Genomic DNA, 26214 nt, shown 5'->3' on the forward strand with positions numbered 1-26214 from the left:
GACAGTGTCGGGCCGACGCGCGTCCGTCGCCCGTCAGAGCGCGGGGAGGCGGACCATGCCCTCCTGGGCGATCGACGCGACGAGGGTGCCGTCCTGCGCGAACACCCGCGCGGCGCCGAGCCCACGTCCGCCCTGGGCGCTCGGGGCGGACTGCACGTAGAGCAGCCACTCGTCCACGCGCACGTCGCGGTGCCACCACATCGCGTGGTCGAGGCTCGCGATCGACATGTCGGGCGTGACCCAGCTCGTGCCCGCCTGGCGCAGGATCGGCTCGAGCATGACCTGGTCGCACGCGTACGCCATGAGCGCACGGTGCAGCAGCTGGTCTTCGCCGACATCGCCGCGCGCCCGCATCCACACCATCTGGTGGTCCTTGGGCTCGTGGTCCGGGTGCAGGTAGAGCGACCCGCCCACGTGCCGCAGCTCGAACGCCGAGTGGTGCGACCAGAACCGCGCGATGGGGTGGTCGATGCCGCCGAGCACGTCGAGCGCGGACGGCACCTCCTCGGGGGGCGGGGCGGCGGGCATCTCGGACGCGTGCTCGATGCCGCCCTGCTCCTCCTGGAACGAGGAGATCATCGACAGGATCGGCTTGCCGTGCTGGATCGCGTGCGTCCGGCGGGCGCTGAACGAGCGCCCGTCGCGCAGCCGCTCGACCGCGAAGTCGATGGGCACGTCGAGGCCGCCGGGTCGCAGGAAGTACCCGTGCAGGGAGTGGGGGAGCCGGCCCTCGGGGATCGTGCGGCCCGCGGCGAGGACCGCCTGCGCGAGCACCTGCCCGCCGTAGACGCGGCCCGTCGGCTGGTGCACGGAGACCCCGCGGAAGTGCTCCGGGTCGGCGGCCGACCCGTCGCCGTCGCCGACCCGCTCGAGGCGCAGCACGTCGAGGAGGTGGTGCAGCGGGTTCGGGACCTGCTCGCGCGGGGCGGCGTCCGACGTCGGGCCGGGGGAGGCCGAGAAGGTCGACGGCGGGGTGGGCTCGGGGGTCACGGGTGGGGGCTCCTTCGCTCGGGCGGCGGGTCGGTCAGTCCTCGAAGGTGTTGAGGAGGGAGTGCGCCGCGCGCTCCAGATAGTCCCACAGCGTCGCCTCCTGGATCGGCGGCAGGTCCAGGGTGTCGACGGCGGCGCGCATGTGCGCGAGCCAGCGGTCGCGCGCGTCGGGGTTGACCTTGAAGGGCGCGTGCCGCATGCGCAGGCGCGGGTGGCCGCGCTGCTCGCTGTACGTCGTCGGGCCGCCCCAGTACTGCTCGAGGAACGCGGTGAGCCGCCAGCGCGCCGGGCCGAGGTCCTCCTCGGGGTACATGGGCCGCATGACCGGGTCGTCCGCGACGCCCTCGTAGAACGCGTCGACGAGACGCACGAACGTCTCGTGCCCGCCGACCTCGTCGTAGAACGTGCGGCTCGGGCGGACCGGCGCGGTCGCGCCCGCGGGGCCGGCCGGCGCGCCGTTCGACAGTCCGGCGACGGGCAGCGTCGGGCGGGGGGTGGGCTCGGTCGTCACCGGCCCATCATCGCACCGGCGGCGGCGCGCTCCAGAGCCCGGAGCCGCCGCCGGCGGCGGTCCGGGCGCACGTCACAGCCCGAGCTCGGCGAGCACCGGCAGGTTCTCGCGCACGACGGCGCGCGCCTCGGCCGCGCTTTCCGCCTCGACCGCGAGGCGCGCGAGCCGTCGGCACTCGTCGACGTCGACCTCGCGCAGGAGCGCCGCGACGTCGGGGATCGCGCGCGCCGTCATGGACAGCGACGACACCCCGAGCCCGACGAGCACGACGGCGAGCACCGGCTGGGACGCCGCCTCGCCGCACACGCCCACGGGCCGGCCCTGCTGGGCCCCGCCCGCGCACGTCGCCTCGACGAGCCGGAGCACGGCGGGCTGCCACGGGTCGCTCAGCTCCGCGAGCGACCCGAGGAGCCGGTCCGCGGCCATCGTGTACTGCGTGAGGTCGTTGGTGCCGATCGACGCGAACGCCGCGCGAGCGAGGATCGGCCCGGAGAGCAGGGCGGCGCTCGGGACCTCGACCATGACGCCCGCCACGTCGAGGCCGTGCGCGCGGCAGCGCTCGACGAACCACTCGGTCTCCTCGACGGTCGAGACCATGGGCGCCATGACCCACACCTCGGCCTCCTCGGCCGCGGCGGCCTGCGCGATCGCGTCGAGCTGCTGCTCGAGCAGCTCCGGCCAGCGCGCGGCGGTGCGCAGCCCGCGCACGCCGAGCGCCGGGTTCTCCTCGTCGTCGACGGTGAGGAAGTGCAGCGGCTTGTCCGCGCCGGAGTCGAGGGTGCGGATCACGACCTTGCGCCCGCCGAACTCGCGGAAGACGGTGCGGTAGGCGGCGACCTGCTCCGCGACGGTCGGCGGCTGCTCGCGGTCGAGGAAGCAGAACTCGGAGCGGAACAGCCCGACGCCCTCCGCGCCGGACGCGGCTGCCGCCGCGGCGCCCGCCGGGTCGCCGACGTTCGCGAGGAGCTGCACGCGGTGCCCGTCGCGCGTGCGGCCCGTGCCGTCGAACGTGCGCACCTGCTGCGAGCGGGCCCGCGCCGCAGCCACCTGCTCGGGCGACGGGTGCACGACGACCGTCCCGGCCGCGCCGTCGACCAGCACGACGTCCTCGGGAGCGAGCGCCGCGCTCGCTCCCGTGGCCGCGACGACCGCGGGGATGCCCTTGGCGTTCGCGACGATCGCGGTGTGCGACGTCGGCCCGGCGCCGTCGGTGACGATCGCCAGCACGCGCGCGGGGTCGAGCGCGGCCGTGGCCGACGGCGCGAGGTCGTACGCGACGAGGACGAACGGCTCGGTGTGCTCGGGCACGCCGGGCGCGGGGCGGTCGGTGAGGGCCGCGACGAGCCGGTCGCGGACGTCCGCGACGTCGCGGGCGCGCTCGGCGAAGTACCCGCCGAGCTCGGTGAACTGCCGCACGACCTCCTCCGCGGCCTCCCACACCGCGCGCTCGGGCACGAGGTGCTCGTCGAGCACGCGCCGCCGCGCGTCAGCCGCGAGCGTGGGGTCGGCCGCCATCGCCGCCGTCGCCTCGAGGACGTCGCGCGCGTCCCCGTCGGCGGCGTCGGCGGCGCGCTGGAGATCGCCCGCGACCTGCTCCGCCGCGGCGTCGACGCGCCGCGCCTGCGCCTCGTGGTCCTCGCGCGGACCCATGCGCAGCCCGGGCGCCGGCTCGTCGATGGCCTCCGGCATGAGCACCACCGGCCCGACGACCGTGCCGGGGCACACGCCGATGCCCGTGATGACCTGCCGTGCCTCGTCCTCGGTTCCGCCCGTCACGACCCTCGCTCCTCGTCCGCCTCGGGCGTGCGACCCGGGTGCCCGGGCCGGTGCGCACGCGTGCCCGTCACGGTCCGACCGCCAGGCGCCGCGCACGTCCCTGTTGCGGGGGCGTTGCGGGGCCGCGTCGATCCGGTGACAACCTCGCCAGGAGACTAGGCTGTTCCCAGGTGCTCGGCACCCCGACACCCCGGATCCCCCGCGCGGATCCCCACCCGCGACTCGCCTCAGGAGACACTTTCGATGAGCACCCCCTCGGACCAGAAGGCACAGAACATCCTCGACGCCCTCGGGGGTCAGGGCAACGTGGTCGACCTCGAGCCGTGCATCACGCGCCTGCGCGTCGAGGTCACGGACCCGCAGCTCGTCGACGAGGCGCGCCTCAAGGCGACGGGCGCGTTCGGCGTCGTGCGCTCGGGCCGCGTCGTCCAGGTCATCGTCGGCCCGGAGGCCGACAACCTCGCCGCGGAGCTCGACGGCCTGCGCTGAGTCCCCACCGGGTCCCTCCGCGCGGAGGGACCGGCGCCGTCGTGGTCGTGCCCGACGGCGCCGCGCGGCTCAGGACGCCGGGCCGCCCGCCGCGTCCTGCACCACGGTCGCCGCGGCGGCGCCGCGCCGCTCGCGGGCCGCCTGCGCGGACCGGTCGCCCGTGTCGTCGGGCCGGTCGTCGGCCCGCGCGTCGGTTCGGTTGTCGGCCCGGTCGTCGGGCAGCGACGGCGAGTGGTCGAGGACGACCACCTGCTGCGCCCCGGCCAGCGGGACGCGGGCGTCGGACAGCGCCTGCCGGACGCGCGAGCGCAGCGCGCGCGCCACCTCCCACTGCATCGCGGCCTGCGTCTTGACCTGCACCCTGAGCTGCAGCGCCTCGGCCGTCATGGCCTCGATGCCCGTGACCTCGGGCGGCTCGAGGAAGTACGTGCCGAGCACCGGGTCGCTCCCGACCTCCTCCGCGGCCGCGAGCAGCGCCGCGCGCACGACCTCGACGTCGGCCCAGTACGCGACGCGCACGTCCACCACCGCGCGACCCCACTCCTGGGTCTTGTTGCCCGTCCGCAGGATCTCGCCGTTGCGGACGAACCACAGCGTGCCGTTGCCGTCGCGGACCTTCGTCACGCGCAGCGCGACCTCCTCGACGGTGCCCGTGACCTCGCCGAAGTCGACCGTGTCCCCGACGCCGTACTGGTCCTCGAGGAGCATGAACGTGCCCGAGAGGAAGTCCTTCACGAGGCTCTGTGCGCCGAAGCCCAGCGCGACGCCCGCGATGCCGGCCGACGCGAGGAACGGCGCGATGTTCACGCCGAGCTCGGTGAGCACCATGAGCACGATCGTCGCGCCGATGACGATGTTCGCGGTCGAGCGCAGCACCGAGCCCACGGTCCGCGCCCGCTGGGCCCGGCGAGCGCTCGCGAGCGGGTTCGCGCGCAGCAGCACGCTGCCCACCTCGGAGCCGCCGAGGCCCTTGAGCCGCTTGCCGCGGAGCGTGGGCGTGCCCTCGGCGATGTGCTCGGAGACGCGACGGATGAGCCGGCGCACGACCGCGAGGACGAGCGCCCCGATCACGACGATGAGCAGCACGCGCAGCGGGAGGCCGACGAACCACTCGAACCAGTCGTCGGGGTTGCTCGGGTCGAAGCCGTTGCTCAGCTCTTCCGGGACCTCCGCGGGCACGCGCACGGCAGGAGCGAGAAGGGGGAGGGACATGCGGGCAGGGTACCCGGGGCACATGAGAGCGCCCCGGGCACGCCGGGCGATCGTCCTGCTCGCAAGGCCCTGGTCTGGCAGGATGCAGGCGTGAGCGAACCCCCGCAGACGGACCTGCCCGAGCCGTTGGTGCAGCTGGCCGACGCCCACGGCGTCGCGTCCGACTTCTGGGACTTCGACGGGACGCGCCGCCAGGTCCGGGCCTCGACCCTCGTCGCCGTGCTGGAGGCCCTCGGCGTCCCCGCGTCGTCCCCGGAGAAGGTCGCCGTCAGCCTCGAGCACTCGCGCGACGACGCGTGGCGGCAGATGCTGCCCCCGACCGTCGTCGTGCGGCAGGGTGACGCCGTGCCGGTCCCCGTGCACGTGCAGGACGGCGCTGCCGTCGACGTGTGGGTCGAGCTCGAGGCGGAGCAGGGCCGCTCCGGCGTCGCCGGGCACCACGCCGCGCGCGCCCCCCGGGAGCGCCGCGACCTCGGCCAGCTCGACGTGTTCGTCGAGCCGCGCACCGTCGACGGCCGGCGCGTCGGCCGCGCGACGTTCGAGATCCCGGCCGACCTGCCCCTCGGGTGGCACGACCTGCACGCCGAGAGCGACGGCGCCCACGCGCGCGCGACGCTCGTCGTGACGCCGCAGCGGCTCGAGCTGCCCGTCGCCGTCGCGGAACGGCGCGCGTGGGGCTTCATGGCCCAGCTGTACTCGGTGCGCTCGCGCGCGTCGTGGGGCGTCGGCGACCTGGCCGACCTCGCCGACCTCGCCTGGCTCGCCGCGCACGAGGCCGGCGCGGACTTCGTCCTCGTCAACCCGCTGCACGCCGCCGAGCCGCGCACGCCGATGACGCCCTCGCCCTACCTCCCGACGAGCCGCCGCTTCGTCAACCCGCTGTACATCAGGGTCGAGGACATCCGCGAGACGGGGTACCTGTCCGCGGCCGACCGCTCGCTCGTCGAGTGGGCGTTCGACCCGGTGCGCGACCTCGACACCGACCCCGGTCCCATCGACCGCGACGCCGCGTGGGAGGCCAAGAAGGCAGCGCTGGAGGTCGTGTTCACCGCGCCCCGGTCCACCGCCCGCCAGGCGTCGCTCGACGCGTTCCGCGCCGAGCAGGGCAAGGGGCTCGAGGACTTCGCCACGTGGTGCGCGCTCGCCGACCACTACGGCGACCGGGACTGGCCGCCCGGCGCGTCCGACCCGAACGGCCCGACCGTCGCGGCGCTGCGCGAGCAGCTCGCCGACCGCGTCGAGTTCTACTGCTGGCTCCAGTGGGTCGCCGACGAGCAGCTCCGCGTCGCGCAGCGCACCGCGCGCGAGGCGGGGATGTCGGTGGGGATCATGCACGACCTCGCGGTCGGGGTGCACCCCGAGGGCGCCGACGTCTGGTCGCACCGTGGCGTGCTCGCCACCGGGGTGTCCGTCGGCGCGCCGCCGGACATGTACAACCAGCAGGGGCAGAACTGGTCCCAGCCCCCGTGGCACCCGCGCGCGCTCGCGCGGGCCGGGTACGCTCCGTACCGCGACATGCTGCGCACCGTCCTGCGGCACGCGGGCGCGATCCGGATCGACCACGTCATCGGCCTGTTCCGGCTGTGGTGGATCCCGGGCGGCGCGCGCGCCGACGCGGGCGCGTACGTCCGCTACGACCACGAGGCCCTCGTCGGCATCCTGTGCCTCGAGGCGCACCGCGCGGGCGCGATGGTCATCGGCGAGGACCTCGGCGTGTTCGAGCCCTGGGTGCGTGACTACCTCGCGGACCGCGGCGTCCTCGGCACGTCCGTCCTGTGGTTCGAGAAGACCGACGACGGCCGTCCGCTGCCCCCGGAGGACTACCGGCGCCTCGCGCTCGCGACCGTCACGACGCACGACCTGCCGCCCACGGCCGGGTACCTCGCGGGCGAGCACGTCGAGCTGCGGGACCGTCTGGGCGTGCTCACGGAGGACGTCGCCGACGTGCGGCGGGCCGCGCGCGCCGAGCGGGACGCGATGATCGCGTTCCTGCGCGAGCGCTCGCTCGTGGGCGAGGACCCGTCCGAGCGCGAGCTCGTCGAGGCCCTGCACCGCCTCGTCCGCAGCACCCCGGCGGTGCTGCTCGGCGTCTCGCTGGCCGACGCGGTGGGGGAGCGCCGCTCGCAGAACCAGCCGGGCACGGACCAGGAGTACCCGAACTGGAAGGTGCCGCTCGGCGACTCGTCGGGCAACCTCGTCCTGCTCGAGGACCTGTTCGACTCCGCACGCCTGCGCTCGCTCGCGAAGGCGATGAACGACTCCCTCTGACCGCCGAGCCGGCCGTCCTGGTCCGTCCTGCTCGCCGCACGCGCCGGGATCGCCTGCTCGCCGCGCCGGTACCGCCTGGTCGCGGACCCGCGCGGGACGACGAGCGCCGGGCCGCCCCGTCGTGCGGAGCGACCCGGCGCGGTCGTGAGGGGTGCTGACCCGAGGGGTCAGGCGTCGGCGGCCTGGGCCGCGAGGGCGCGCTCGACGCCGGCGAGGTTCTCCACCACGAGCCGGCGCAGCGCCGGGGCGGCGTCGGCGTTGGCGTCGAGCCACTCCTGCGTCGCGTCGCGCAGCACCGTGCTCGCGAGCGGGGCCGGGTAGAGGCCCGTGACGAGCGCCTCGGCGATGTGGTACGACCGCTGGTCCCACAGGGGGAGCAGCGCGTCGAAGTACGCGCCGACGAGCGGGGCGAGCGACTCGGGGTCGTTGACGTGCTGGAACCCGAGCGTGGTGGCGCGGACGATCGCGTTGGGGGCGTCGTCCGAGCCGACGAGGCGGTCGAACGCGGCGCGCTTCGCCGCGGCGGTGGGCACCGTCGCGCGGGCCCGTGCGGCGGACTGCTGACCCGTGGCGGTCGAGTCGGCGTCGAGCGTCGCCTCGATCTCGGCGTCGTCCGCGAGGTCGAGCAGGACGAGCCCCTCGAGGATCTCCCAGCGCAGGTCGGTGTCGATCTCGAGCCCGTCGAGGGCAGCGGAGCCGTCGAGCAGCGACCGCAGAGCCTCGCCGTGCGCGGGCGTCGACGCGAGGTGCGCGAAGAACTTCACGAGCTGGAACTGCAGGTCGGAGCCGGGGGCCGCGTCCTGCGCGAGCGACCAGAGCACGTCGCCGACGTGCGCGAGCGTCTCCTCGCGGCGCTCCGGGGCCACGTACGTCTTCGCGGCGAGCGCGAGCTGGTTGAGCGTCGTACGGATCGTCGTCGACTCGGTCTCGCGGGCGATGTTGCCCAGCACGAGGCGCACGTAGTCGCTCGCCGGGGTCTCGCCGTCGCGCGTCGCGTCCCACGCGGAGCCCCAGACGAGCGAGCGGGCCAGCGGGTCGGCGAGGTCCGCGAGGTGCTCGGTCGCGACCTGGAGCGACGCGGGGTCGAGGCGGATCTTCGCGTACGCGAGGTCGTCGTCGTTGAGCAGGACGAGCTGCGGGCGGTCGAGGCCGAGCAGCTCGGGGATCTCGGTCCGCGGGCCGGCGACGTCGACCTCCGTGCGGTGCACGCGGGTCAGCACGCCGTCGACGAGGTCGTAGAAGCCGATCCCGAGCCGGTGCGGGCGCAGCGTCGGGTGGTCGGCCGCCGCCGTCTGCACCACGGAGAACGTGGTGAAGCGGCCGTGGGCGTCGAGCTCGAACTCGGGCCGCAGGGTGTTCACGCCCGCGGTCTCGAGCCACAGCGCGGACCACGCAGTGAGGTCGCGGCCGCTCGTGGCCTCGAGCTCGACGAGCAGGTCGCGCAGCTCGGTGTTGCCCCACGCGTGCTTGCGGAAGTACGCCGCGACGCCGGCGAGGAACTGCTCCTTGCCGACCCACGCGACGAGCTGCTTGAGCACCGACGCGCCCTTGGCGTAGGTGATGCCGTCGAAGTTGACGAACACGTCCTCGAGGTCGTTGATCGTCGCGACGATGGGGTGCGTGGAGGGCAGCTGGTCCTGGCGGTAGGCCCAGGACTTCTCCATCGCGGCGAACGTCGTCCACGCCTCGCGCCACTCGGTCGCCTCGGCGGTCGCGAGCGTCGACGCGTACTCCGCGAACGACTCGTTGAGCCACAGGTCGTTCCACCACTTCATGGTCACGAGGTCGCCGAACCACATGTGCGCGAGCTCGTGGAGGATCGTCACGACGCGACGCTCCTTGACCGCGTCGGTGACCTTGGACCGGAAGACGTACGTCTCGGTGAACGTCACGCACCCGGCGTTCTCCATCGCGCCCATGTTGTACTCGGGCACGAAGAGCTGGTCGTACTTGTCGAACGGGTACGGGTGCTCGAACGCGGACTCGAAGAACGCGAAGCCCTCGCGCGTCTTGTCGAACACGTAGTCGGCGTCCATGTGGTCGGCGAGCGACGCGCGGCAGAAGACCCCGAGCGGGATCGTGCGGCCGTCGGACGACGTGAGCTCGCTGCGCTCCACGACGTACGGCCCCGCGACGAGCGCGGTGATGTACGACGAGATGCGCGGCGTCGGCTCGAACGCCCAGCGCGCGACCTCGACGTCGCCGGCGCCGGTGCCGGTGCCGGTCGGGTCGGCCTTCGTGCCGAGCGCCTCGGGCGCGGGCGTCGGCTGGTTGCTCACGACCTCCCACGCCGCGGGCGCGGTGACCGTGAACGCGAACGTCGCCTTGAGGTCGGGCTGCTCGAAGACGGCGAACACGCGCCGCGAGTCCGGGACCTCGAACTGCGTGTAGAGGTAGACCTCGCCGTCGACCGGGTCGACGAACCGGTGCAGGCCCTCGCCCGTGTTGGTGTACGCGCAGTCGGCGACGACGCGCAGCTCGTTGTCGGCCGCGAGGCCGTCGAGCGCGACGCGCGAGTCGGCGAACACCTGCGCCGGGTCGAGCGCACGGCCGTTGAGCACGACCTCGCGCACGGTCGGTGCGACGAGGTCGACGAACGTGCTCGCGCCCTCGGTCGCGGTGAACCGCACCACGGTCGTCGACGCGAACGTCGTCGCCCCCGTCGTGAGGTCGAGGTCGACCTCGTAGGACTGGACGTCGACGATCGCCGCGCGCTCGCTCGCCTCGGCGCGGGTGAGGTTCTCTCCGGGCACTGCATCTCCTCGGTCTCGTGGTCGGGCCGGTCGGCCTCGACGGCGGCCTGTGGGCCACGGACGATCATCCCACGCGTGCCCGCGCCCGCTCCCGGGAATACGCTGCCCTCGCGCGGTGTCGGAACGGGGTGGGGACGCCGTCGGCCCGGCCGCCGCGCCCCCGGCGACCCGGACCCCGGGCGCGCCCGACGACGAAGGAGACCGCCCCGTGACGCTCACCGCGACGACCGACCCCACCGCGACCGAGGACGACGTGCGCGTCGCCGACTTCTGGTTCGACCCCGTGTGCCCGTGGGCGTGGATGACGAGCCGCTGGATGGGCGAGGTCGAGCAGGTGCGCGACGTCACCGTCCGCTGGCACGTGATGAGCCTCGCGGTGCTCAACGAGGGCCGGGACCTGCCGGAGGAGTACCGCGAGCTCATGGCGAAGGCGTGGGGCCCGGTGCGCGTGGTCACCGCCGCGCGCGTCGAGCACGGCGAGGACGTCGTCAAGCCCCTCTACGACGCGATCGGGACGCGCCTGCACCCGGGCGGGCGGACGGACTACGACGCCGTGCTGCTCGAGGCGCTCGCGGAGGTGGGCCTGCCCGCGTCGCTCGCCGAGGCGGCGGGCTCCGACGCCTACGACGAGCAGCTGCGCGCGTCGCACGCCGAGGGCATCGGCCGCGTCGGTGAGGACGTCGGGACGCCCGTCGTCGCGTTCGGCGGGACGGCGTTCTTCGGTCCCGTGGTGACGCCCGCGCCGAAGGGCGAGGCCGCCGGGCGGCTGTGGGACGGGTGCGTCCTGGTCGCGAGCACGCCGGGCTTCTTCGAGCTCAAGCGCACGCGCACCCAGGGTCCGGTCTTCGACTGAGGTCGGGCGCGGCGCCGCCGTCGTGCGGACGTCGTGCAGACCGCGGGGGCGTGGGCGTGGTGGGGATCCCGGGGTTCGACCGGTGCGGGTGGCTCGTGCCATGCTTCGTCAGTTCGCGGGCGGTTCCAGGAGCGCCCGCCGCCCGGTCGCGCCGGGCGAGACCGCCGAGGAAGCCCGCGAGGAGCCGAGCATGTCCCCGAACGCACCCGTGCCACCGCCGCCGCCGCCCCCCGGCGGCGTCCCGGGGGCCGCGGTCGGTCGTGACGACGCCCAGCCGACCACGGCGTTCGCCCCCGTGCCCGCGCACGCGACCTCGGGGCCGCCCTCGTTCGCCCCGACGAGCGGCCCGACGGCCCAGGCGCCGCGCGCGACGCCCGCGGACGGCCAGCCGACCGTCGTCGCGTCGGCGGCGTCCTTCCAGGCGACGACGGTCCAGCACGTGACGCCGATCACCCAGCTCCCGACGGCGGCACAGCCCGCGGTCCCGGCGCCCTCGCCGTCGCCGGTGCCGCCGCAGCGCGTGCGCTACGCGACCGAGCAGAACGGGTTCGGCGTCGCGGCCCCGGTCGGGACGGCCGCGGGCCGTCCCGGCTACGCGCCGGGCGACACGGCGGCCGGTCACGCTGCGGCCGGTCCGTACGCGGGCGCGACCGCGGCGTACGAGCCGACCGCCCAGCCCGCCTACGCGGCCGCCACGCCGCCCGCGCAGCAGCCCGCCTACCACCCGCCGGCCTCGGCAGCCCCGGCCGCCGCCGCCCCGCGCACCACGTCGGGAGGGGCGGGCGCCCCGTCCGGACCGTCGACCGGTCGGCGCGACGGGCGCAGCGGAGGAGGCGGCGGTCGCGGCTCGAACCGGCTCGGCGCGGGGTGGATCGCGTTCATCGTCGTCGACGCGCTGCTCGTCCTCGGGGCGATCGTCTTCGCGATCTCGCTGCTCGGCGGCGGCGACGAGGAACCGCTCGGCGGGGCGTCGACGTCCCCGGCGGCGACCGCCACGGACGGCGCCGAGGAGACGGCACCGGCCGAGCCCACGGTGTCCGAGACGTTCGCGTCGGAGTCGCGGAACATCACGTGCGAGGTGACCGACGTCAGCGCGACGTGCATGATCGCCCAGCTCGGCACGCAGCCCGCCCCGGTCGACGGGTGCGACGGCACGGTCGGCTACAAGGTCGTCCTGGACGCCGACGGCAGCGTCGACCAGCCGTGCGTGCCCGCGGCGGAGCAGCCGCAGCCCGCGCCGGGGGACACCGCGATCCTCGACTACGGCACGTCCACGACGGTCGGCCCCTTCACGTGCGACAGCGCCGAGACCGGCATGACGTGCCGCGACGACGCCACGGGCAAGGGCTTCACCATCGCGCGCGCGGGCATCCGGACGCTCTGACCGGCCCGACCACCACGCAGGAGGGCCCGCGGCGGGACGACCCGCCGCGGGCCCTTCGCGCGTCCGGGGTCACCAGATGCGCACGCGCTCCTCGGGGGCGAGGTAGAGCGCGTCGCCCGGCTGCACGTCGTAGGCGTCGTAGAACTCGTCCACGTTGCGCACGACCCCGTTGCAGCGGAACTCGTTGGGCGAGTGCGGGTCCGTCGCGATGCGGCGCACGACCTCCTCGTCCCGTCCCTTCGACTGCCACACCTGGGCCCAGCCGAGGAACACGCGCTCGATGCCCGTGAGCCCGTCGACGACGGGCGCCTCGTCCAGCGGACGGCCGAGCGCGATGCGGTACGCCTTGAGCGCGATCGACAGGCCGCCGAGGTCGCCGATGTTCTCGCCGATGGTCAGCGCGCCGTTGACGTGCGGGCCGTCCTCGCCGAGCTGCGCGGGGCGGTACGCGTCGTACTGGGCGACGAGCGCCGTCGTGCGCTTCTCGAACTCCTCGCGGTCGCGCGCCGTCCACCAGTCCTCGAGGCGGCCCGCGCCGTCGTACTTGGATCCCTGGTCGTCGAAGCCGTGACCGATCTCGTGGCCGATCACGGCGCCGATGCCGCCGTAGTTCACGGCGTCGTCGGCCTCGGGGTCGAAGAACGGGGGCTGCAGGATCGCGGCGGGGAAGACGATCTCGTTCATGCCCGGGTTGTAGTAGGCGTTGACCGTCTGCGGCGTCATGAACCACTCGTCGCGGTCGAGCGGGCGCCCGATCTTGCCGAGCTCGCGGTCCTGCTCGAACGCGTGGGCGCGGCGCACGTTGCCCACGAGGTCGTGCGCGTCGACGACGAGCGCCGAGTAGTCGCGCCACCGCACGGGGTAGCCGATCTTCGGCGTGAAGGCCTCGAGCTTGGCGAGCGCCCTCTCCTTCGTCTGGTCCGTCATCCAGTCGAGCGTGGTGATCGACTCGCGGTAGGCGGCCACGAGGGTGGCGACGAGCTCCTCCATGCGCGCCTTGTGCGCGGGCGGGAAGTGCCGCGCGACGTACTGCGCGCCGACGGCCTCGCCGAGCGCGCCCTCGACGACGGAGACGGCGCGCTTCCAGCGCTCGCGCACCTCCTGCGCGCCCGACAGCGTGCGCCCGTAGAAGTCGAAGTTCGCCTCGACGAGGTCGTCGGAGAGGTAGGGCGCCCGGGCGGTGACGAGGTGGTACACCATCCACAGCTTCCAGTCCTCGAGCGGCTCGCTCGCCCAGAGCTCGGCGAACCCGGCCGCGAAGTCCGGCTCGCGGACCACGACGTCGTCGAGCGAGCCCTGCGGCGCGCCGAGCGCGAGGACCCACGCGCGCCAGTCGAACCCGGGGGCCTCCTCGACGAGCGCGGCGAGCGTCCGCGGGTTGTACGTGAGGTCGGCGTCGCGGTCGCGCACGACGTCCCAGTGCTTCGCGGCGAGCCTCGTCTCGAGCGCCACGATCCGCTCGGCGGCGTCCTCGGGCGACGCGCCCCACGTCTCGGACGTGACGCCCGCGAGCGCGAGCATGCGCGCGACGTGCGGTACGTACTTCTCGCGCACCGGGGCGTACTGGTCCTCGCGGTAGTACGCCTCGTCCGGCAGGCCGAGCCCGGACTGGTAGAGGTAGGCGACGTAGCGCTCGGGGTCCTTCGCGTCGTTGTCGACCCAGAAGCCGACGGCGCCCGCGCCGCCCGTACGCTGGAGGGCGCCGAGCGCCCCGGTGAGCTCGGCCTGCGTCGTGGCGGACGCGATGAGCGCGAGGTCGGGCTGCAGCGGCGTGGTGCCGAGCGCCTCGATCCGCTCGGTGTCCATGAAGCTCGCGTAGAGGGCCCCGACCTTCGCCGCGTCCGGCCCGACGTCCGCGCCGCCTGCCGCGACCTGCTCCCCGAGGTCCGTGATGATCTCGCGGACGTGCACCTCGGCCTGGTCGTGGAGCGCCCGGAACGCGCCGTCCATCGCGCGGTCGGCAGGGATCTCGTGCGTCGCGAGCCAGCGGCCGTTGACGTGGCGGTACAGGTCGTCCTGCGGGCGGACCGCGGGGTCCAGCGCGTCGAGGTCGATGCCGGAGCGCGCCGCGTCGGCCGGGCCGGACGAGGACGGAGGCGTGGACGTCGGGGAGGTCTGTGTCATGCGTCTCAGGCTACGGCCTCACCCCGGCGGCGAGGGGGCCCGCTGGGGCATGATGAGCCCATGCGCGTTCACATCGCCGCGGACCACGCCGGCTACGAGCTCAAGACCCATCTCGTCGAGCACCTGGGGGCGGCGGGTCACGACGTCGTCGACCACGGTGCCCACACCTACGACGCGCAGGACGACTACCCGTCGTTCTGCTTCGCGGCGGGCGAGGCGGTGGCGGCGGAGCCCGGCTCGCTGGGCGTCGTCATCGGCGGCTCGGGCAACGGCGAGCAGATCGCGGCGAACAAGGTCGTCGGCGTGCGCGCGGCGCTCGCCTGGAACCTGGAGACCGCGCGCCTCGGGCGCCAGCACAACGACGCGAACGTGGTCGCGGTGGGCGCGCGCCAGCACTCGGTGGACGAGGCGGTCGCGCTCGTCGACGCGTTCCTCGCGGAGCCGTTCAGCGGCGACCCGCGCCACCAGCGCCGCATCGACCAGCTCGCGGCGTACGAGGCGGCGCGCGGCACCTCGGCCTGACGTGCCCGAGGGCCACACCGTCCACCGCCTCGCGCGCGCCTTCGGTGAGCTGTTCACGGGCGAGCCGCTCGCGGTGAGCAGCCCGCAGGGCCGGTTCGCCGCGGGAGCCGCCCTGCTCGACGGCCGCGTGCTCGTCGCGAGCGAGGCGTGGGGCAAGCAGATGTTCCTCGGCTTCGCCGGGCCGGGCGGCGCGTCCGACGACGTCCGCTGGCTCCGCGTGCACCTCGGCCTCTACGGCGCGTGGACGTTCGCGGGCGACGGCAGCACCGCCGTCGTGCACGCGATCGGCGCGCCCCGGCGCCGGATCGGCGAGCGCGAGACCGTCCCGGCGGGCCCGGCGGAGGTGCCCGGCGCGCCCGACGACGCCTGGTCGCCCCCGCCGCCGCGCGGCGCCGTGCGCGTCCGGCTCGTCGGCGCGCACGCGGTCGCGGACCTCACGGGCCCGACGGCGTGCGAGGTCGTCACGGACGACGAGAAGCGTGCGGTCGAGGACCGGCTCGGTCCGGACCCGATCCGCGACCCGGGCCCCGGCGAGCCCGACCCGCGCGACGCGTTCGTCGCCGCGGTGCGGCGCTCGCGCAGCCCCGTCGGGCTGCTCCTCATGAACCAGGACGTCGTCGCGGGCGTGGGGAACATCTACCGCGCGGAGGCGCTGTTCCGGGCGGGGCTCGACCCGATGCGCCCCGGCCGCGACGTGCCCGCGGAGGACCTGCGGAGCCTGTGGGACGACCTCGTCGTGCTCATGCGCGACGGCGCGCGCACGGGCGCGATCGTCACGACGCGCCCCGAGCACCGCGACGACGGCGCGGGCGAGGCCCCCGACGAGGCGGGGGCGGGACGACGGCGCGTGCGGCAGAACACGGACGTCGCTCCCGGCGCCGTGCCCGCGGACGAGGCGTTCTACGTGTACCACCGCGACGGGCTGCCGTGCCGGGTGTGCGGCACGCCGGTGCTCCTCAAGGAGCTCGCGGGGCGCAACCTCTTCTGGTGCGGCGTCTGCCAGACGTGACGGCGGGCGCACCCGGGACCGGGTGCGCCCGCCCGGTCAGAACACCCAGCTGCACACCGGGGCGACGGGCCAGCCGAGGGCCGCGCTCGTGCGCGCGAGCGCGCCGGGGGAGTGCTCGGTGACGAGACCTGCCGCGCCGAGGGCCGCGAGCGACGTCCCGCCCAGGTAGGTCGCGCCGAGCTCGCGCACGTCGAGGGAGACGTCCGCCGCGTCGTCGGTCCGCTCGGCCGTCGCCGGGCCGAAGGCCTCCGCCCGCAGCCGCCAGCGCCCCGCGTTGTCGGGCAGTCGCTCGTCGGTCACGTGCAGCACGACGTCGACGTCCGCGGCGTACCGGCGCGCGGCGAGCGCGCCGGGCACGTCCACGACCCGCACCCAGAGGTTGTCCGCGAGGCGCGGCGACGCGGAGCGCGGGTCCACGAGCAGGCTCGTGACGACGTCGTCCACCGGCAGCATGAAGGGCGTCACCTCGTGCGTGAGGTCGAGGTCGGTGAGCACGCCCCACAGCGCGCGGGCGGCCGCGGCGTCGAGCGCGACGACCTCGCCCGTGCTCACCGGGCCGCGCGGGCCCGTCACCTCCCAGGAGAGCTTGCGGTGGAAGCGCGCGTACCCGCGCGGCTCGCCGTCGAGCTCGACGATCGCGATGCGCGTGGGCTCGCGGTCCTTGCGCCAGACCTTGGCGTCGTCCCAGAACGTCGCCTGGAGCTCGGGGGTCTCGCGTGTCGCCCACCCCGGACGGTTGATGCCCGCGCCCTGGCCCGTCGGGTCGGCGCCCGCGCGCTCGTGGATCGTCGCGACGAGCTCGCCGTGCCGCGCGCGGTCCGCGCGCTCGATGCGGACGGTGTGCCGCTCCGCGCCCGGGACGTCGCGCAGCGCGACGCCGCGCGGGACGGTGAGGCGCACGTCGTCGGCCGCCTTGCCGTACCCGAACCGGCCGTAGATCGCGGCCTCCGCCGCGAAGAGCGCCGAGACCGGCTCGCCCCGCTCGCGGCACCGGGCGAGGTGCGTGTCGATCATCGCGCTGAGGATGCCGCGCCGCCGGTGCGCGGGGTGGACGCCCACCCAGGTGAGGCCCGCGACCGGAGCGGTCGCGCCGGGGACCGGGAAGCGCGCGAACGGGTACGACGCGTGCATCCCCACGAGCTCGCGCCGCACGGGACGCGCGCCGTCGACGGGCGGCGCGTCCGCGTCCTCGCGCTCGACCGTCACGCCGAGCGCGCGCTCCCACGTGAGCGGGAACGGGAGGTCGACGAGCTCGTCGACCTCCACCGGCGAGGGGAACGTCGTGGTGTCGAGGTCGAGCACGTCGCGCAGGTCGGCGGACGTGAGGGGGACGAGCTCGTAGCCGTCGGGGAGGCGTGCGGGTCGGTGGTCGCTCATGCCCCCGATCCTCCTGTCCCGGGCCGTGCTCGCGCCAGGACATTCGCGACGGCTAGGGTCGGGCGCCATGGCACGACGCACCCCCGGACGCGGCGGCGACGACCGCGCCGACCCTCGCGCCCTCGCCCAGGAGTACGCGACCGCGGTGCTCGACCTCGTGCGGCGCGTCCCGCCCGCGCGGGCCATGACCTACGGGCTCGTCGCGGAGATCGTCGCGGAGTCGCTGGGGCGGGGCGGCCCGCGCCAGGTCGGGCAGGTGCTCGCCGGGTCGTCCGGGGTGGACGACGACGGCACCCCCGTGCCGTGGTGGCGGATCGTCAACGCGGCGGGGTCGCCGCCCGCGCACCACCTCGACGCGGCGCTCGCGGAGCTCCGCGCCGAGGGCTGCCCGCTGTCGCGCGACGGGCGTCGCGTGGACCTGCGCCGGGCGGTGTGGTTCCCCGGCGCCGACGGCTGACCGCGCGGCGCCGGGCCGGTCAGCCCGGGGTCGGGGCCGCGAGGAGCGGGGCGAGCGTCTGCACGGCCGTCGCGTCGCCCTGGACGAGGAGCGTCGTCACCGCCGTCTCGCGCCACGCCGCGAGGTCGCTCGCGATCTTCTCGGGGGGGCCGACGAGCGCGACGTCCTCGACCATCGCCGTCGGGACGGCGGCGGCCGCGAGGTCCTTGCGTCCCGCGAGGTAGTGCGCCTGGATCTCGTCGCACGCCTCGGCGTACCCGAGGCGGTCGAGCGCGTCGCGGTGGAAGTTCGCCCCCTTGGCGCCCATCCCGCCGACGTACAGCGCGAGGAACGGGCGCACCTGGTCCGCGGCCTGCTCGACGTGCTCGCGCACGACGACGGGGACGGTCGCGCTCACCTCGAACGCGGACTCGGGCGAGCGCTCGGGCGCGCGGCGCGCGAAGCCGTCCGCGAGGAGCTCGCGGAACGTCGCGTCCATGCGCGGCGAGTAGAACAGCGGGAGCCAGCCGTCCGCGATCTCGGCGGCGAGCGCGATGTTCTTCGGCCCCTCGGCCGCCAGGTGGATCGGGAGGTCGGCGCGCAGCGGGTGGACGGTCGAGCGCAGGGGCTTGCCCAGCCCGGTCCCGACGCCGTCGGGCAGGGGGAGGGGGTAGTGCGGGCCGGACGACGTCACGGGCGCCTCCCGGCGCAGGACGTCGCGCACGACCTGCACGTATTCGCGGGTCCGTGCGAGCGGCTTCGCGTACGGCTGGCCGTACCAGCCCTCGACCACCTGCGGCCCGGAGACGCCGAGGCCGAGGACGAACCGGCCGCCCGAGAGGTGGTCCATCGTCAGCGCGGCCATCGCCGTCGCGGTCGGGGTGCGCGCGGAGACCTGCGCGACGGCGGTCCCGAGGCGGATGCGGGTCGTGCGCGAGCCCCACCACGCCAGCGGCGTGAACGCGTCGGAGCCGTAGGCCTCCGCGGTCCAGACAGAGTCGACGCCGAGGCGGTCGGCCGCGACGACCGCGTCCTGGATGCCGTCGGGGGGACCGGCGGACCAGTAGCCGGTGTGGATGCCGAGGCGCATGCGCGCTCCTCCTCGTCGAGGGTCGTGGTGCCGGGACCGGCGGCCACGGACGGGCGGCTGCGGCCGGCGGTGAGCGGGCGGTACCCGAGGGCGCACCGGGCAGGGGGGTATCCGGTACGCGCGGTCTCAGGTACCGCCCACGACCACACTAGCCGATCCGGGGCCGCCCCCGGCGTCCTCCTCAGATGACGTACTCGATGAGGAGCGACGGGTCCTCGACGGCCTCCCGCGCGGCGGGCGTGCCCGCCGGCATCCGGACGGTGGCCGGCACGCCGACGGCGACCGCGCCCGGGGGCACGTCCTTGACGACGACGGCGTTGGCGCCGACCTGGACGTCGTCGCCGACCCACACCGGCCCGAGGATCTTCGCCCCGGCGCCGACGACGACCCGGTCGCCGAGCGTGGGGTGCCGCTTGCCCCGCTTCATCGAGCGCCCGCCGAGCGTCGACGTGTGGAACAGCACGACGTCGTCGCCGACCACGGCCGTCTCGCCCACGACGACGCCCATCCCGTGGTCGATGAACAGCCGTCGGCCGATGCGCGCGCCGGGGTGGATCTCCACGCCGGTGAGCGCGCGCGCCGCCTGCGACACGAGCCGCGCCGGCAGGCGCAGCAGGGGCTCGCGCCACATGCGGTGCGCGAGCCGGTAGGCCCACACGGCGTGCACGCCGGGGTACGCGAGAGCGACCTCGAGGCGGCTGCGCGCGGCGGGGTCCCGCCGTCGGGCCGCCTCGAGGTCCTCGCCGAGCACGCGCACGAACCGGCGCAGCCGGTGGCCGGCCGTCCGTGCGCGGGGGTGGGGGTCGGTCACGTCAGTCCAGCAGGTCGGCGTAGAGGACGGAGGACAGGTAGCGCTCGCCGAACGACGGGATGATCGTCACGATGAGCTTGCCCGCGTTCTCGGGACGCGCGGCGAGCTGCAGCGCGGCGGCGATCGCGGCGCCCGAGGAGATCCCGACGAGCAGGCCCTCCTCCTTGGCGGCGCGGCGCGCGTACTCGACGGCGGTCTCGGCGTTGACGTCGATCACCTCGTCGTAGACCGAGGTGTCGAGGATCTCGGGCACGAAGTTCGCGCCGATGCCCTGGATCTTGTGCGGGCCGGGCTGGCCGCCGTTGAGGATGGCCGACTCCTCGGGCTCGACCGCGACGATCTGCACGCCGGGCTTGCGCTCCTTGAGCACCTGGCCGACGCCCGTGATGGTGCCGCCCGTGCCGATGCCCGCGACGACGATGTCGACCGCGCCGTCGGTGTCGGCCCAGATCTCCTCGGCCGTCGTGCGGCGGTGGATCTCCGGGTTCGCCTCGTTCGCGAACTGGCGGGCGAGGATCGCGCCCTCGCGCTCGGCGACGATCTCGTCCGCGCGGCTGACCGCGCCCTTCATGCCCTCGGAGCCCGGCGTGAGGATGAGCTCGGCACCGAACGCGCGCAGCAGCGCGCGGCGCTCCTTCGACATCGTCTCCGGCATCGTGAGCACGACGTCGTACCCGCGCGCCGCACCCACCATCGCGAGCGCGATGCCGGTGTTGCCGGACGTCGCCTCGACGATCGTCCCGCCCGGCTTCAGCTCGCCGGACGCCTCGGCGGCGTCGATGATCGCGACGCCGATGCGGTCCTTGACCGAGTTGGCGGGGTTGTAGAACTCGAGCTTGCCCACCACGGTGGCGCCGAGCCCCTCGGTGAGCTTGTTGAGCCGGACCAGCGGGGTGTTGCCGACGAGCTGCGTGACGTCGTCGTAGATGCGTGCCATGTCTTCCTCTTCTGTCGACGGCTCGGGGTGAGCCGGGTGGGGGTACCGATGGGGAGCGGGGCGCGCCCGGTGGCCGGGGTCCAGCGTCTCGCGGGGGCGGCGCGGGCGCGCGCGGGCGACGGGACGGGCTCGGGCGGGACGAGGGGCGTGCGCGGGCGTGCCGGGGCACGCGGGGACGGCCGTCGTCAGCGGCAGCCGAGACAGCGACAACAGGAGGTGCGCGGCGCGGCGCGGTGCAGCGATGCAGGACGCGCGGTCGTCGCGGTCATTCCTCGCTCCTCCTGGTCGGTCGCGCCGGGGGAGTCGCCCGGAGCTCCGGGCGGGCCGACGGCGCGCGTGCCCCGAGGCTATCGGTCCGTGGCGCGGCCCTGCAACGCCGTCCGCGGGGCCCAGGAACGACGACGGGCGCCTCGCCGGGGAGGCGGGGCGCCCGTGGGGTCGTGGGACGAACGGAGCGGGCGACGGGAATCGAACCCGCGTAGCCAGTTTGGAAGACTGGGGCTCTACCATTGAGCTACGCCCGCGCGGGCCTCGGCTCGCCCGGTGGTCGGCCTGTGCGGCCGCCCGGGACGGCGTGCCACCGACCTGCGGCCGCCACCCTAGCAAACGTCGGCGGGCCGCCCGTGCCGCGGCGTTCCCCACGCGGCGGCCCGTCGGTCGCGCCCCGTCCCGCCAGTACACTTGCCCCTGGTCCGCCCGCCGTGGCGGACGACGGGGTGTGGCGCAGGTTGGTAGCGCGTCCGCTTTGGGAGCGGAAGGTCGCAGGTTCAAATCCTGTCACCCCGACCTTCGCGCGGCGCCCTGCGGGGCGCCGCGGGACGTCGTCGACGTCCGGACCGTCGAGGCGGTCCCGTCCCCGGGAGGTGCCCGTTGACCCCGTCCTCCGCGACCGCCGGTCCGGCAGCCCGCGTGACCCTCGCCGCGCTCGTCGCCGCGGGCAGCGGTGCGGTCCTCTCGCTCCAGGGACGCCTCAACGGCGACCTCGGGGCCGCGGGCACGGGGCCCGTCCTCGCCGCATGGCTCTCCTACGTGGGCACCCTCCTCGCGACCGTGCTCGTGGTGGTCGCCCGCCGCCGCGTCCGGTCCACGCTCGCCGTCGTGCGCTCGTCCGCCTCGTGGTGGTGGTTCGCCGTCGGGCTGTGCAGCGTGCCGATCGTCGTCGCGATGGCCGCCGGGATCCCCCTCGTCGGGGTCGCGGTCGCGTCCGTCTGCTCCGTGGCCGGCCAGACCGTCGCCGGGCTCGCGCTCGACGCGCGGGGCGTCGGCCTGCCCGCGCCGCTGCGGCTCACGCCGCGTCGTGCGGGCGCCGGCCTCGCAGCGCTCGCCGGTCTGGGCATCGCGGTGCTCGGGAGCAGCGCGGGCGGTCCCGGGTGGGCGGTCGTCGCGGCCGGTGCGGCGCTCTTCGTGGGCGGCGCGGTGCTGTGCGGGCAGCAGGCGGGCAACGGCCGCGTCACGCAGCTCACGGGCGACCCGGTCGTGGCGACCCTCACGTCGGTCACGGGCGGGCTCGCCGGGATCACGCTCGTGTGCGCGCTCGGCGTCCCGTTCGGCGTGCTCGACGGCGTCGTGCTGCCCCCGCAGTGGTGGCTCTACCTGGGCGGGCCGCTCGGGACGGTCGTCACCGTCGCGGCCGCGTTCGCCGTGCGCCACCTCGGCACGTTCGTCCTCACGCTGACCGTCGTCGGGGGCCAGATGGTCATGGCGGTCCTGCTCGACGTGCTCGGCGTGGTGGGGCTGCGCTGGCCGACCGTCGTCGCGACCGCGGTCGTCGCGCTCGCGGTGCTGCTCGTCGTGCCCCGGCCGGGACCACGGCCCGGGTCGAGGTGAGGATCGGGGTCGGGATCGAAGTCAGGATCGGGTCAGGATCGCGGACAGACCCGCGCGTCGGGCGCGCTTGACCGCTCGCGTACGATGGGACGGTTGCCCGTACGCCCGCGTGCGGTGCCGTCCCCGGCCGCCCGCGGCCCGCCCCGATCAGTTGGAGATCATCGAAGTGAAGAGCGCCGTCGAGACCCTGGACCCCACCAAGGTCAAGCTGACCGTCGAGGTGGAGTACGACGAGCTCAAGCCGAGCATCGACCACGCCTACAAGCACATCGCGGAGCAGGTGAACATCCCCGGCTTCCGCAAGGGCAAGGTCCCGCCCCGCGTCATCGACCAGCGCGTCGGCTGGGGCGCCGTGATCGAGCACGCCGTCAACGACGCGCTCTCCGGCTTCTACCGCCAGGCCGCGAGCGAGGAGAATCTGCGCCCCCTCGGCCAGCCCGAGGTCGAGGTCACCGAGATCCCGGCGAAGGCCGGCGAGGGCCAGCTGGTCTTCACCGCCGAGGTCGAGGTCCGCCCCGAAATCACGCTGCCCGCGCTCGACTCGCTCGCCATCACCGTCGAGCCCGCCGAGGTCACGGACGAGGACGTCACCGAGCGCCTCGACGCGCTGCGCGAGCGCTTCGGCACCCTCGTCGGCGTCGACCGCCCCGCGGCCGAGGGCGACTTCGTCGTGCTCGACCTGAAGGCCGAGATCGACGGCGAGGAGGTCGACTCCGTCTCCGGCGTGAGCTACCAGATCGGCTCGGGCAACATGCTCGAGGGCCTCGACGAGGCGCTCACCGGTCTCTCGGCCGAGGAGACGACCACGTTCAACGCGCCGCTGGCCGGCGGCGAGCACGAGGGCAAGGAGGCCGCGGTCACCGTCACCGCCACGTCCGTGAAGCAGCGCGACCTCCCCGAGGCCGACGACGACTTCGCGCAGCTCGCCTCCGAGTTCGACACGCTCGAGGAGCTCACGGCGGACCTGCGCGAGCAGGTCGCGAGCATCAAGACGTCGAACCAGGCCGTCGCCGCGCGCGACGAGCTGCTCAAGGCGCTCAACGACGCCGTCGAGATCCCCGTCCCCGCGGGCGCCGTCGAGGCCGAGGTGCACCGCCACCTCGAGTCCGAGGGCCGCCTGGAGGACGACACGCACCGCGCCGAGGTAACGGTCGAGGCGACCGACGCCCTGCGCAACCAGATCCTGCTCGACACCCTCGCCGAGCAGCTCGAGATCAAGGTCGCGCAGAACGAGCTCCTCGAGTACCTCGTGAGCGCCTCGCGCCAGTACGGGATGGACCCGAACCAGTTCATCCAGTCGCTCGACCAGGGCGGGCAGATCCCCGCGATGGTCGGCGAGGTCGCGCGCTCCAAGTCGCTCGCCGTCGCGCTGCGCCAGATCGAGGTCAAGGACACCGCCGGCAACGTCGTCGACCTGACCGAGTTCATCGGCTCGGACGACGAGGACGCCGCCGCGGACGAGTCCGTCGAGGACGTCGCGGGCGAGCCGGTCGAGGAGGCGCTCGTGGACGACTCGGCCGCCCCCGCCGCCGACGCCCCGGTCGAGGACGACGAGAAGGACGCGACGAAGGCCTGACGCGTCGCCGGCCCCCGGCCGGACGGTCCCCACGACGGCCCGCAGCCTCCACGCGAGGGTGCGGGCCGTCGTCGTCGGCGAGGGGCGTGGTGGCTGGTGCGCCGTCAGCGAAAACGCGGCCCGCCGGGACGAACGGCGGGCACGGACCGCGTTAGGGTCACTGCAGCACGGCTGGACCGGGACGCCGTCCCGGCCGGCCAGGGCAGCGCAGGCGGGGGCGACCCGCGGGAGCGACGAAGGAGATGGATGTGAACGAGCTGTACCTGCCGTCCGACGCGACGGCCCCGGTGAACCGCGCCGAGGGTCCGGGCCTCGGACTCAACGACTCCATCTACAACCGGCTCCTCAAGGAGCGCATCATCTGGCTCGGCTCGGAGGTGCGCGACGAGAACGCGAACGCCATCTGCGCCCAGATGATGCTGCTCGCCGCGGAGGACCCGGACAAGGACATCTGGCTCTACATCAACTCGCCCGGCGGCTCGATCACGGCCGGCATGGCGATCTACGACACGATGCAGTACATCCAGCCCGACGTCGCGACGATCGCCATGGGCATGGCGGCGTCGATGGGGCAGTTCCTGCTCTCGTCCGGCACGAAGGGCAAGCGGTACGCGACGCCGCACGCGCGCGTCATGATGCACCAGCCGTCCGGCGGCATCGGCGGCACGGCGACCGACGTGCGCATCAACGCGCAGCTGATCATGCACATGAAGCAGGTGCTCTCCGAGCTCACGGCCGAGCAGACCGGCAAGCCGCTCGAGCAGATCCTCAAGGACAACGACCGGGACAGCTGGTTCACCGCGCAGGAGGCGCTGGAGTACGGCTTCATCGACCACGTCGTCACCAACGCGTCGTCCGTGACCGGCGGCGGCGGCACCACGGGTTCCTGACCCCGCACCGGACACCAGACTTCACCGAGGAGAACCCGTGAGCTTCAGCGCCGAGTCCCAGTACCTGTCCACCGCCCAGCGCCTCGCCGGCCCCGCGGCCCGCCCCGGCGGCATCGCCCTGCCGGGCGGTGCGCCGTCCGCCCGCTACGTGCTCCCGCAGTTCGAGGAGCGCACCGCCTACGGCTTCAAGCGACAGGACCCCTACACCAAGCTGTTCGAGGACCGCATCATCTTCCTGGGCGTCCAGGTCGACGACGCGTCCGCGGACGACGTCATGGCCCAGCTCCTCGTGCTCGAGAGCCAGGACCCGGACCGCGACGTCATCCTCTACATCAACTCGCCGGGCGGGTCGTTCACCGCGATGACCGCGCTCTACGACACGATGCAGTACATCAAGCCCCAGATCCAGACGGTCTGCCTCGGCCAGGCGGCCTCCGCCGCGGCCGTGCTGCTCGCCGCGGGCCAGCCGGGCAAGCGTCTCGCGCTCCCCAACGCGCGCGTGCTCATCCACCAGCCCGCGATGGAGGGTGGCGGCTACGCGCAGGCGTCCGACATCGAGATCCACGCGAACGAGCTCATCCGCATGCGCGAGTGGCTCGAGGACACCCTCGCGCTGCACTCGGGCAAGTCGGTCGAGCAGGTCCGCCAGGACATCGAGCGCGACAAGATCCTCACCGCCGAGCAGGCGAAGGAGTACGGCCTTGTGGACCAGGTCCTCGAGAGCCGCAAGGCCGTCGCGGTCAACAAGCCGTGACCCGGTCCGCCTGACCACGCGCCGCGCCGCCGTCCCCGCCGGGGTCGGCGGCGCGACACGTTGCGCCCCGTGCGGAGAGCCCACCTGACAACGGGGGCCCCGTGGTGTGGAATGGGGAGCAGGACCCGCTCGGCCGTGCCCGGGCCCCGCGCCGTCGAACCCGACGGGCGGAGGACCGGTCACCGGGACAAGGAGACGCGTAGTGGCTCGTATCTCAGACGGTGCCGACCTGCTGAAGTGCTCGTTCTGCGGCAAGTCGCAGAAGCAGGTCAAGAAGCTCATCGCGGGCCCCGGCGTGTACATCTGCGACGAGTGCATCGACCTCTGCAACGAGATCATCGAGGAGGAGCTCGCCGAGGCGACGGAGCTCGGCCTCACGGAGCTGCCCAAGCCCAAGGAGATCTTCGAGTTCCTCGAGCAGTACGTCATCGGCCAGGACGCCGCGAAGCGGGCCCTGGCCGTCGCCGTCTACAACCACTACAAGCGCGTGCAGGCGGGCGAGCAGGCCAAGCCCTCGAACCCGGACGACGCGGACTACGTGGAGCTGGCGAAGTCGAACATCTTGTTGATCGGTCCGACGGGGACGGGCAAGACGTATCTGGCGCAGACGTTGGCGCGGATGTTG

General features: G+C 74.6%; 23 protein-coding genes and 2 tRNA genes. 13 read left to right on the forward strand and 12 right to left on the reverse strand.

Annotated elements, in window-relative coordinates:
• Positions 1–33: 33 nt before the first annotated feature.
• From BXA05_RS18755 to ptsP, 3 genes are all read right to left on the reverse strand, one after another.
• Positions 34–882, reverse strand: coding sequence for an acyl-CoA thioesterase (locus BXA05_RS18755; protein ID WP_244550524.1), 849 nt, complete (start codon positions 880–882; stop codon positions 34–36).
• 142 nt (positions 883–1024) lie between these two features.
• On the reverse strand, positions 1025–1456 hold the full coding sequence (locus tag BXA05_RS18760; RefSeq protein ID WP_044144497.1) for a globin: 432 nt from the start codon (positions 1454–1456) through the stop codon (positions 1025–1027).
• A 117-nt stretch (positions 1457–1573) separates the two neighbouring features.
• Positions 1574–3277, reverse strand: a complete 1704-nt coding sequence (gene ptsP / locus BXA05_RS18765) for a phosphoenolpyruvate--protein phosphotransferase (RefSeq protein WP_076406701.1) — start codon at positions 3275–3277, stop codon at positions 1574–1576.
• A gap of 207 nt (positions 3278–3484) precedes the next feature.
• Here ptsP and BXA05_RS18770 point away from each other — a divergent pair, with 207 nt between their 5' ends.
• Positions 3485–3766 carry a PTS sugar transporter subunit IIB gene (locus BXA05_RS18770; protein ID WP_255181276.1) on the forward strand — a complete coding sequence of 94 codons (282 nt, stop codon included), beginning with the start codon at positions 3485–3487 and terminating at the stop codon, positions 3764–3766.
• Positions 3767–3835: 69 nt separating this feature from the next.
• On the opposite strand, the gene BXA05_RS18775 is transcribed toward BXA05_RS18770, so the two are convergent.
• Complete coding sequence (locus tag BXA05_RS18775; RefSeq protein WP_083712045.1) at positions 3836–4978, reverse strand: mechanosensitive ion channel family protein; 1143 nt, start codon at positions 4976–4978, stop codon at positions 3836–3838.
• A gap of 90 nt (positions 4979–5068) precedes the next feature.
• Between BXA05_RS18775 and malQ the strand changes: the two genes are divergently transcribed.
• A complete protein-coding gene (gene malQ / locus BXA05_RS18780; RefSeq protein WP_076406704.1) occupies positions 5069–7246 on the forward strand; it encodes a 4-alpha-glucanotransferase in 2178 nt (725 codons plus the stop codon).
• 167 nt (positions 7247–7413) lie between these two features.
• On the opposite strand, the gene pepN is transcribed toward malQ, so the two are convergent.
• Complete coding sequence (pepN, locus tag BXA05_RS18785) at positions 7414–9999, reverse strand: aminopeptidase N (protein WP_076406706.1); 2586 nt, start codon at positions 9997–9999, stop codon at positions 7414–7416.
• A 208-nt stretch (positions 10000–10207) separates the two neighbouring features.
• Here pepN and BXA05_RS18790 point away from each other — a divergent pair, with 208 nt between their 5' ends.
• Positions 10208–10852, forward strand: a complete 645-nt coding sequence (locus BXA05_RS18790; RefSeq protein WP_372490699.1) for a mycothiol-dependent nitroreductase Rv2466c family protein — start codon at positions 10208–10210, stop codon at positions 10850–10852.
• Positions 10853–10960: 108 nt separating this feature from the next.
• Here BXA05_RS18790 and BXA05_RS18795 read toward each other — a convergent pair whose 3' ends face one another.
• Positions 10961–11305: a hypothetical protein gene (locus BXA05_RS18795; RefSeq protein WP_076406707.1), complete on the reverse strand. Its 345-nt coding sequence runs from the start codon at positions 11303–11305 to the stop codon at positions 10961–10963.
• Here BXA05_RS18795 and BXA05_RS19870 point away from each other — a divergent pair.
• The gene (locus BXA05_RS19870) at positions 11292–12236 is read left to right on the forward strand and encodes a hypothetical protein (RefSeq protein ID WP_076406709.1); all 945 of its coding nucleotides are present in this window, start codon (positions 11292–11294) and stop codon (positions 12234–12236) included. The two genes, BXA05_RS18795 and BXA05_RS19870, sit on opposite strands and share 14 nt — an antisense overlap.
• A 69-nt stretch (positions 12237–12305) precedes the next feature.
• Here BXA05_RS19870 and BXA05_RS18805 read toward each other — a convergent pair whose 3' ends face one another.
• The gene (locus BXA05_RS18805) at positions 12306–14360 is read right to left on the reverse strand and encodes a M13 family metallopeptidase (protein WP_076406710.1); all 2055 of its coding nucleotides are present in this window, start codon (positions 14358–14360) and stop codon (positions 12306–12308) included.
• 60 nt (positions 14361–14420) lie between these two features.
• Here BXA05_RS18805 and BXA05_RS18810 point away from each other — a divergent pair, with 60 nt between their 5' ends.
• A complete protein-coding gene (locus BXA05_RS18810; RefSeq protein ID WP_021482425.1) occupies positions 14421–14882 on the forward strand; it encodes a ribose-5-phosphate isomerase in 462 nt (153 codons plus the stop codon).
• 1 nt (position 14883) lies between these two features.
• Positions 14884–15891, forward strand: coding sequence for an Fpg/Nei family DNA glycosylase (locus BXA05_RS18815; RefSeq protein WP_076406712.1), 1008 nt, complete (start codon positions 14884–14886; stop codon positions 15889–15891).
• Positions 15892–15927: 36 nt separating this feature from the next.
• On the opposite strand, the gene BXA05_RS18820 is transcribed toward BXA05_RS18815, so the two are convergent.
• Positions 15928–17268, reverse strand: coding sequence for a GNAT family N-acetyltransferase (locus BXA05_RS18820; protein ID WP_076406714.1), 1341 nt, complete (start codon positions 17266–17268; stop codon positions 15928–15930).
• Between the two features lie 67 nt (positions 17269–17335).
• Here BXA05_RS18820 and BXA05_RS18825 point away from each other — a divergent pair, with 67 nt between their 5' ends.
• A complete protein-coding gene (locus BXA05_RS18825; RefSeq protein WP_083712040.1) occupies positions 17336–17725 on the forward strand; it encodes an MGMT family protein in 390 nt (129 codons plus the stop codon).
• 19 nt (positions 17726–17744) lie between these two features.
• On the opposite strand, the gene BXA05_RS18830 is transcribed toward BXA05_RS18825, so the two are convergent.
• The 4 genes from BXA05_RS18830 to BXA05_RS18845 form a co-directional block, all read right to left on the reverse strand.
• Positions 17745–18794: an LLM class F420-dependent oxidoreductase gene (locus BXA05_RS18830; RefSeq protein WP_061269278.1), complete on the reverse strand. Its 1050-nt coding sequence runs from the start codon at positions 18792–18794 to the stop codon at positions 17745–17747.
• A 181-nt stretch (positions 18795–18975) separates the two neighbouring features.
• Positions 18976–19605, reverse strand: coding sequence for a serine O-acetyltransferase EpsC (epsC, locus tag BXA05_RS18835; RefSeq protein WP_076406715.1), 630 nt, complete (start codon positions 19603–19605; stop codon positions 18976–18978).
• A 1-nt stretch (position 19606) separates the two neighbouring features.
• Entirely contained in the window at positions 19607–20542 is a 936-nt protein-coding gene (gene cysK / locus BXA05_RS18840) for a cysteine synthase A (RefSeq protein WP_021482934.1), read from the reverse strand.
• Positions 20543–20995: 453 nt separating this feature from the next.
• Positions 20996–21066 (reverse strand) — tRNA-Gly (locus BXA05_RS18845).
• A 188-nt stretch (positions 21067–21254) separates the two neighbouring features.
• Here BXA05_RS18845 and BXA05_RS18850 point away from each other — a divergent pair.
• The 6 genes from BXA05_RS18850 to BXA05_RS18875 form a co-directional block, all read left to right on the forward strand.
• A tRNA-Pro gene (locus tag BXA05_RS18850) sits at positions 21255–21328 on the forward strand.
• Positions 21329–21412: 84 nt separating this feature from the next.
• Positions 21413–22369 carry a DMT family transporter gene (locus BXA05_RS18855; RefSeq protein WP_083712041.1) on the forward strand — a complete coding sequence of 319 codons (957 nt, stop codon included), beginning with the start codon at positions 21413–21415 and terminating at the stop codon, positions 22367–22369.
• 166 nt (positions 22370–22535) lie between these two features.
• Positions 22536–23945 (forward strand): trigger factor, encoded by a 1410-nt coding sequence (gene tig, locus BXA05_RS18860; protein WP_061269281.1) that lies wholly within the window; start codon positions 22536–22538, stop codon positions 23943–23945.
• A 242-nt stretch (positions 23946–24187) separates the two neighbouring features.
• A complete protein-coding gene (locus tag BXA05_RS18865) occupies positions 24188–24835 on the forward strand; it encodes an ATP-dependent Clp protease proteolytic subunit (protein ID WP_044144211.1) in 648 nt (215 codons plus the stop codon).
• Positions 24836–24872: 37 nt separating this feature from the next.
• Positions 24873–25589, forward strand: coding sequence for an ATP-dependent Clp protease proteolytic subunit (locus BXA05_RS18870; protein ID WP_021482022.1), 717 nt, complete (start codon positions 24873–24875; stop codon positions 25587–25589).
• Positions 25590–25791: 202 nt separating this feature from the next.
• On the forward strand, positions 25792–26214 hold a 423-nt coding region (locus BXA05_RS18875), incomplete at its 3' end, for a ClpX C4-type zinc finger protein (RefSeq protein WP_280174316.1).

It is taken from the genome of Cellulosimicrobium funkei (assembly GCF_900155925.1).
GTDB classification, from domain to species: Bacteria; Actinomycetota; Actinomycetes; order Actinomycetales; family Cellulomonadaceae; genus Cellulosimicrobium; species Cellulosimicrobium funkei.

Bases quoted from the DNA above. Each gene is read 5' to 3' on its own strand.
- BXA05_RS18830 (WP_061269278.1), bottom strand. From the start codon at position 18,794: ATGCGCCTCGGCATCCACACCGGCTACTGGTCCGCCGGTCCCCCCGAC.
- cysK (WP_021482934.1), bottom strand. From the start codon at position 20,542: ATGGCACGCATCTACGACGACGTCACGCAGCTCGTCGGCAACACCCCG.
- BXA05_RS18775 (WP_083712045.1), bottom strand. From the start codon at position 4,978: ATGTCCCTCCCCCTTCTCGCTCCTGCCGTGCGCGTGCCCGCGGAGGTC.
- BXA05_RS18820 (WP_076406714.1), bottom strand. From the start codon at position 17,268: ATGAGCGACCACCGACCCGCACGCCTCCCCGACGGCTACGAGCTCGTC.
- BXA05_RS18825 (WP_083712040.1), top strand. From the start codon at position 17,336: ATGGCACGACGCACCCCCGGACGCGGCGGCGACGACCGCGCCGACCCT.
- BXA05_RS18805 (WP_076406710.1), bottom strand. From the start codon at position 14,360: ATGACACAGACCTCCCCGACGTCCACGCCTCCGTCCTCGTCCGGCCCG.
- BXA05_RS18865 (WP_044144211.1), top strand. From the start codon at position 24,188: ATGGATGTGAACGAGCTGTACCTGCCGTCCGACGCGACGGCCCCGGTG.
- BXA05_RS18810 (WP_021482425.1), top strand. From the start codon at position 14,421: ATGCGCGTTCACATCGCCGCGGACCACGCCGGCTACGAGCTCAAGACC.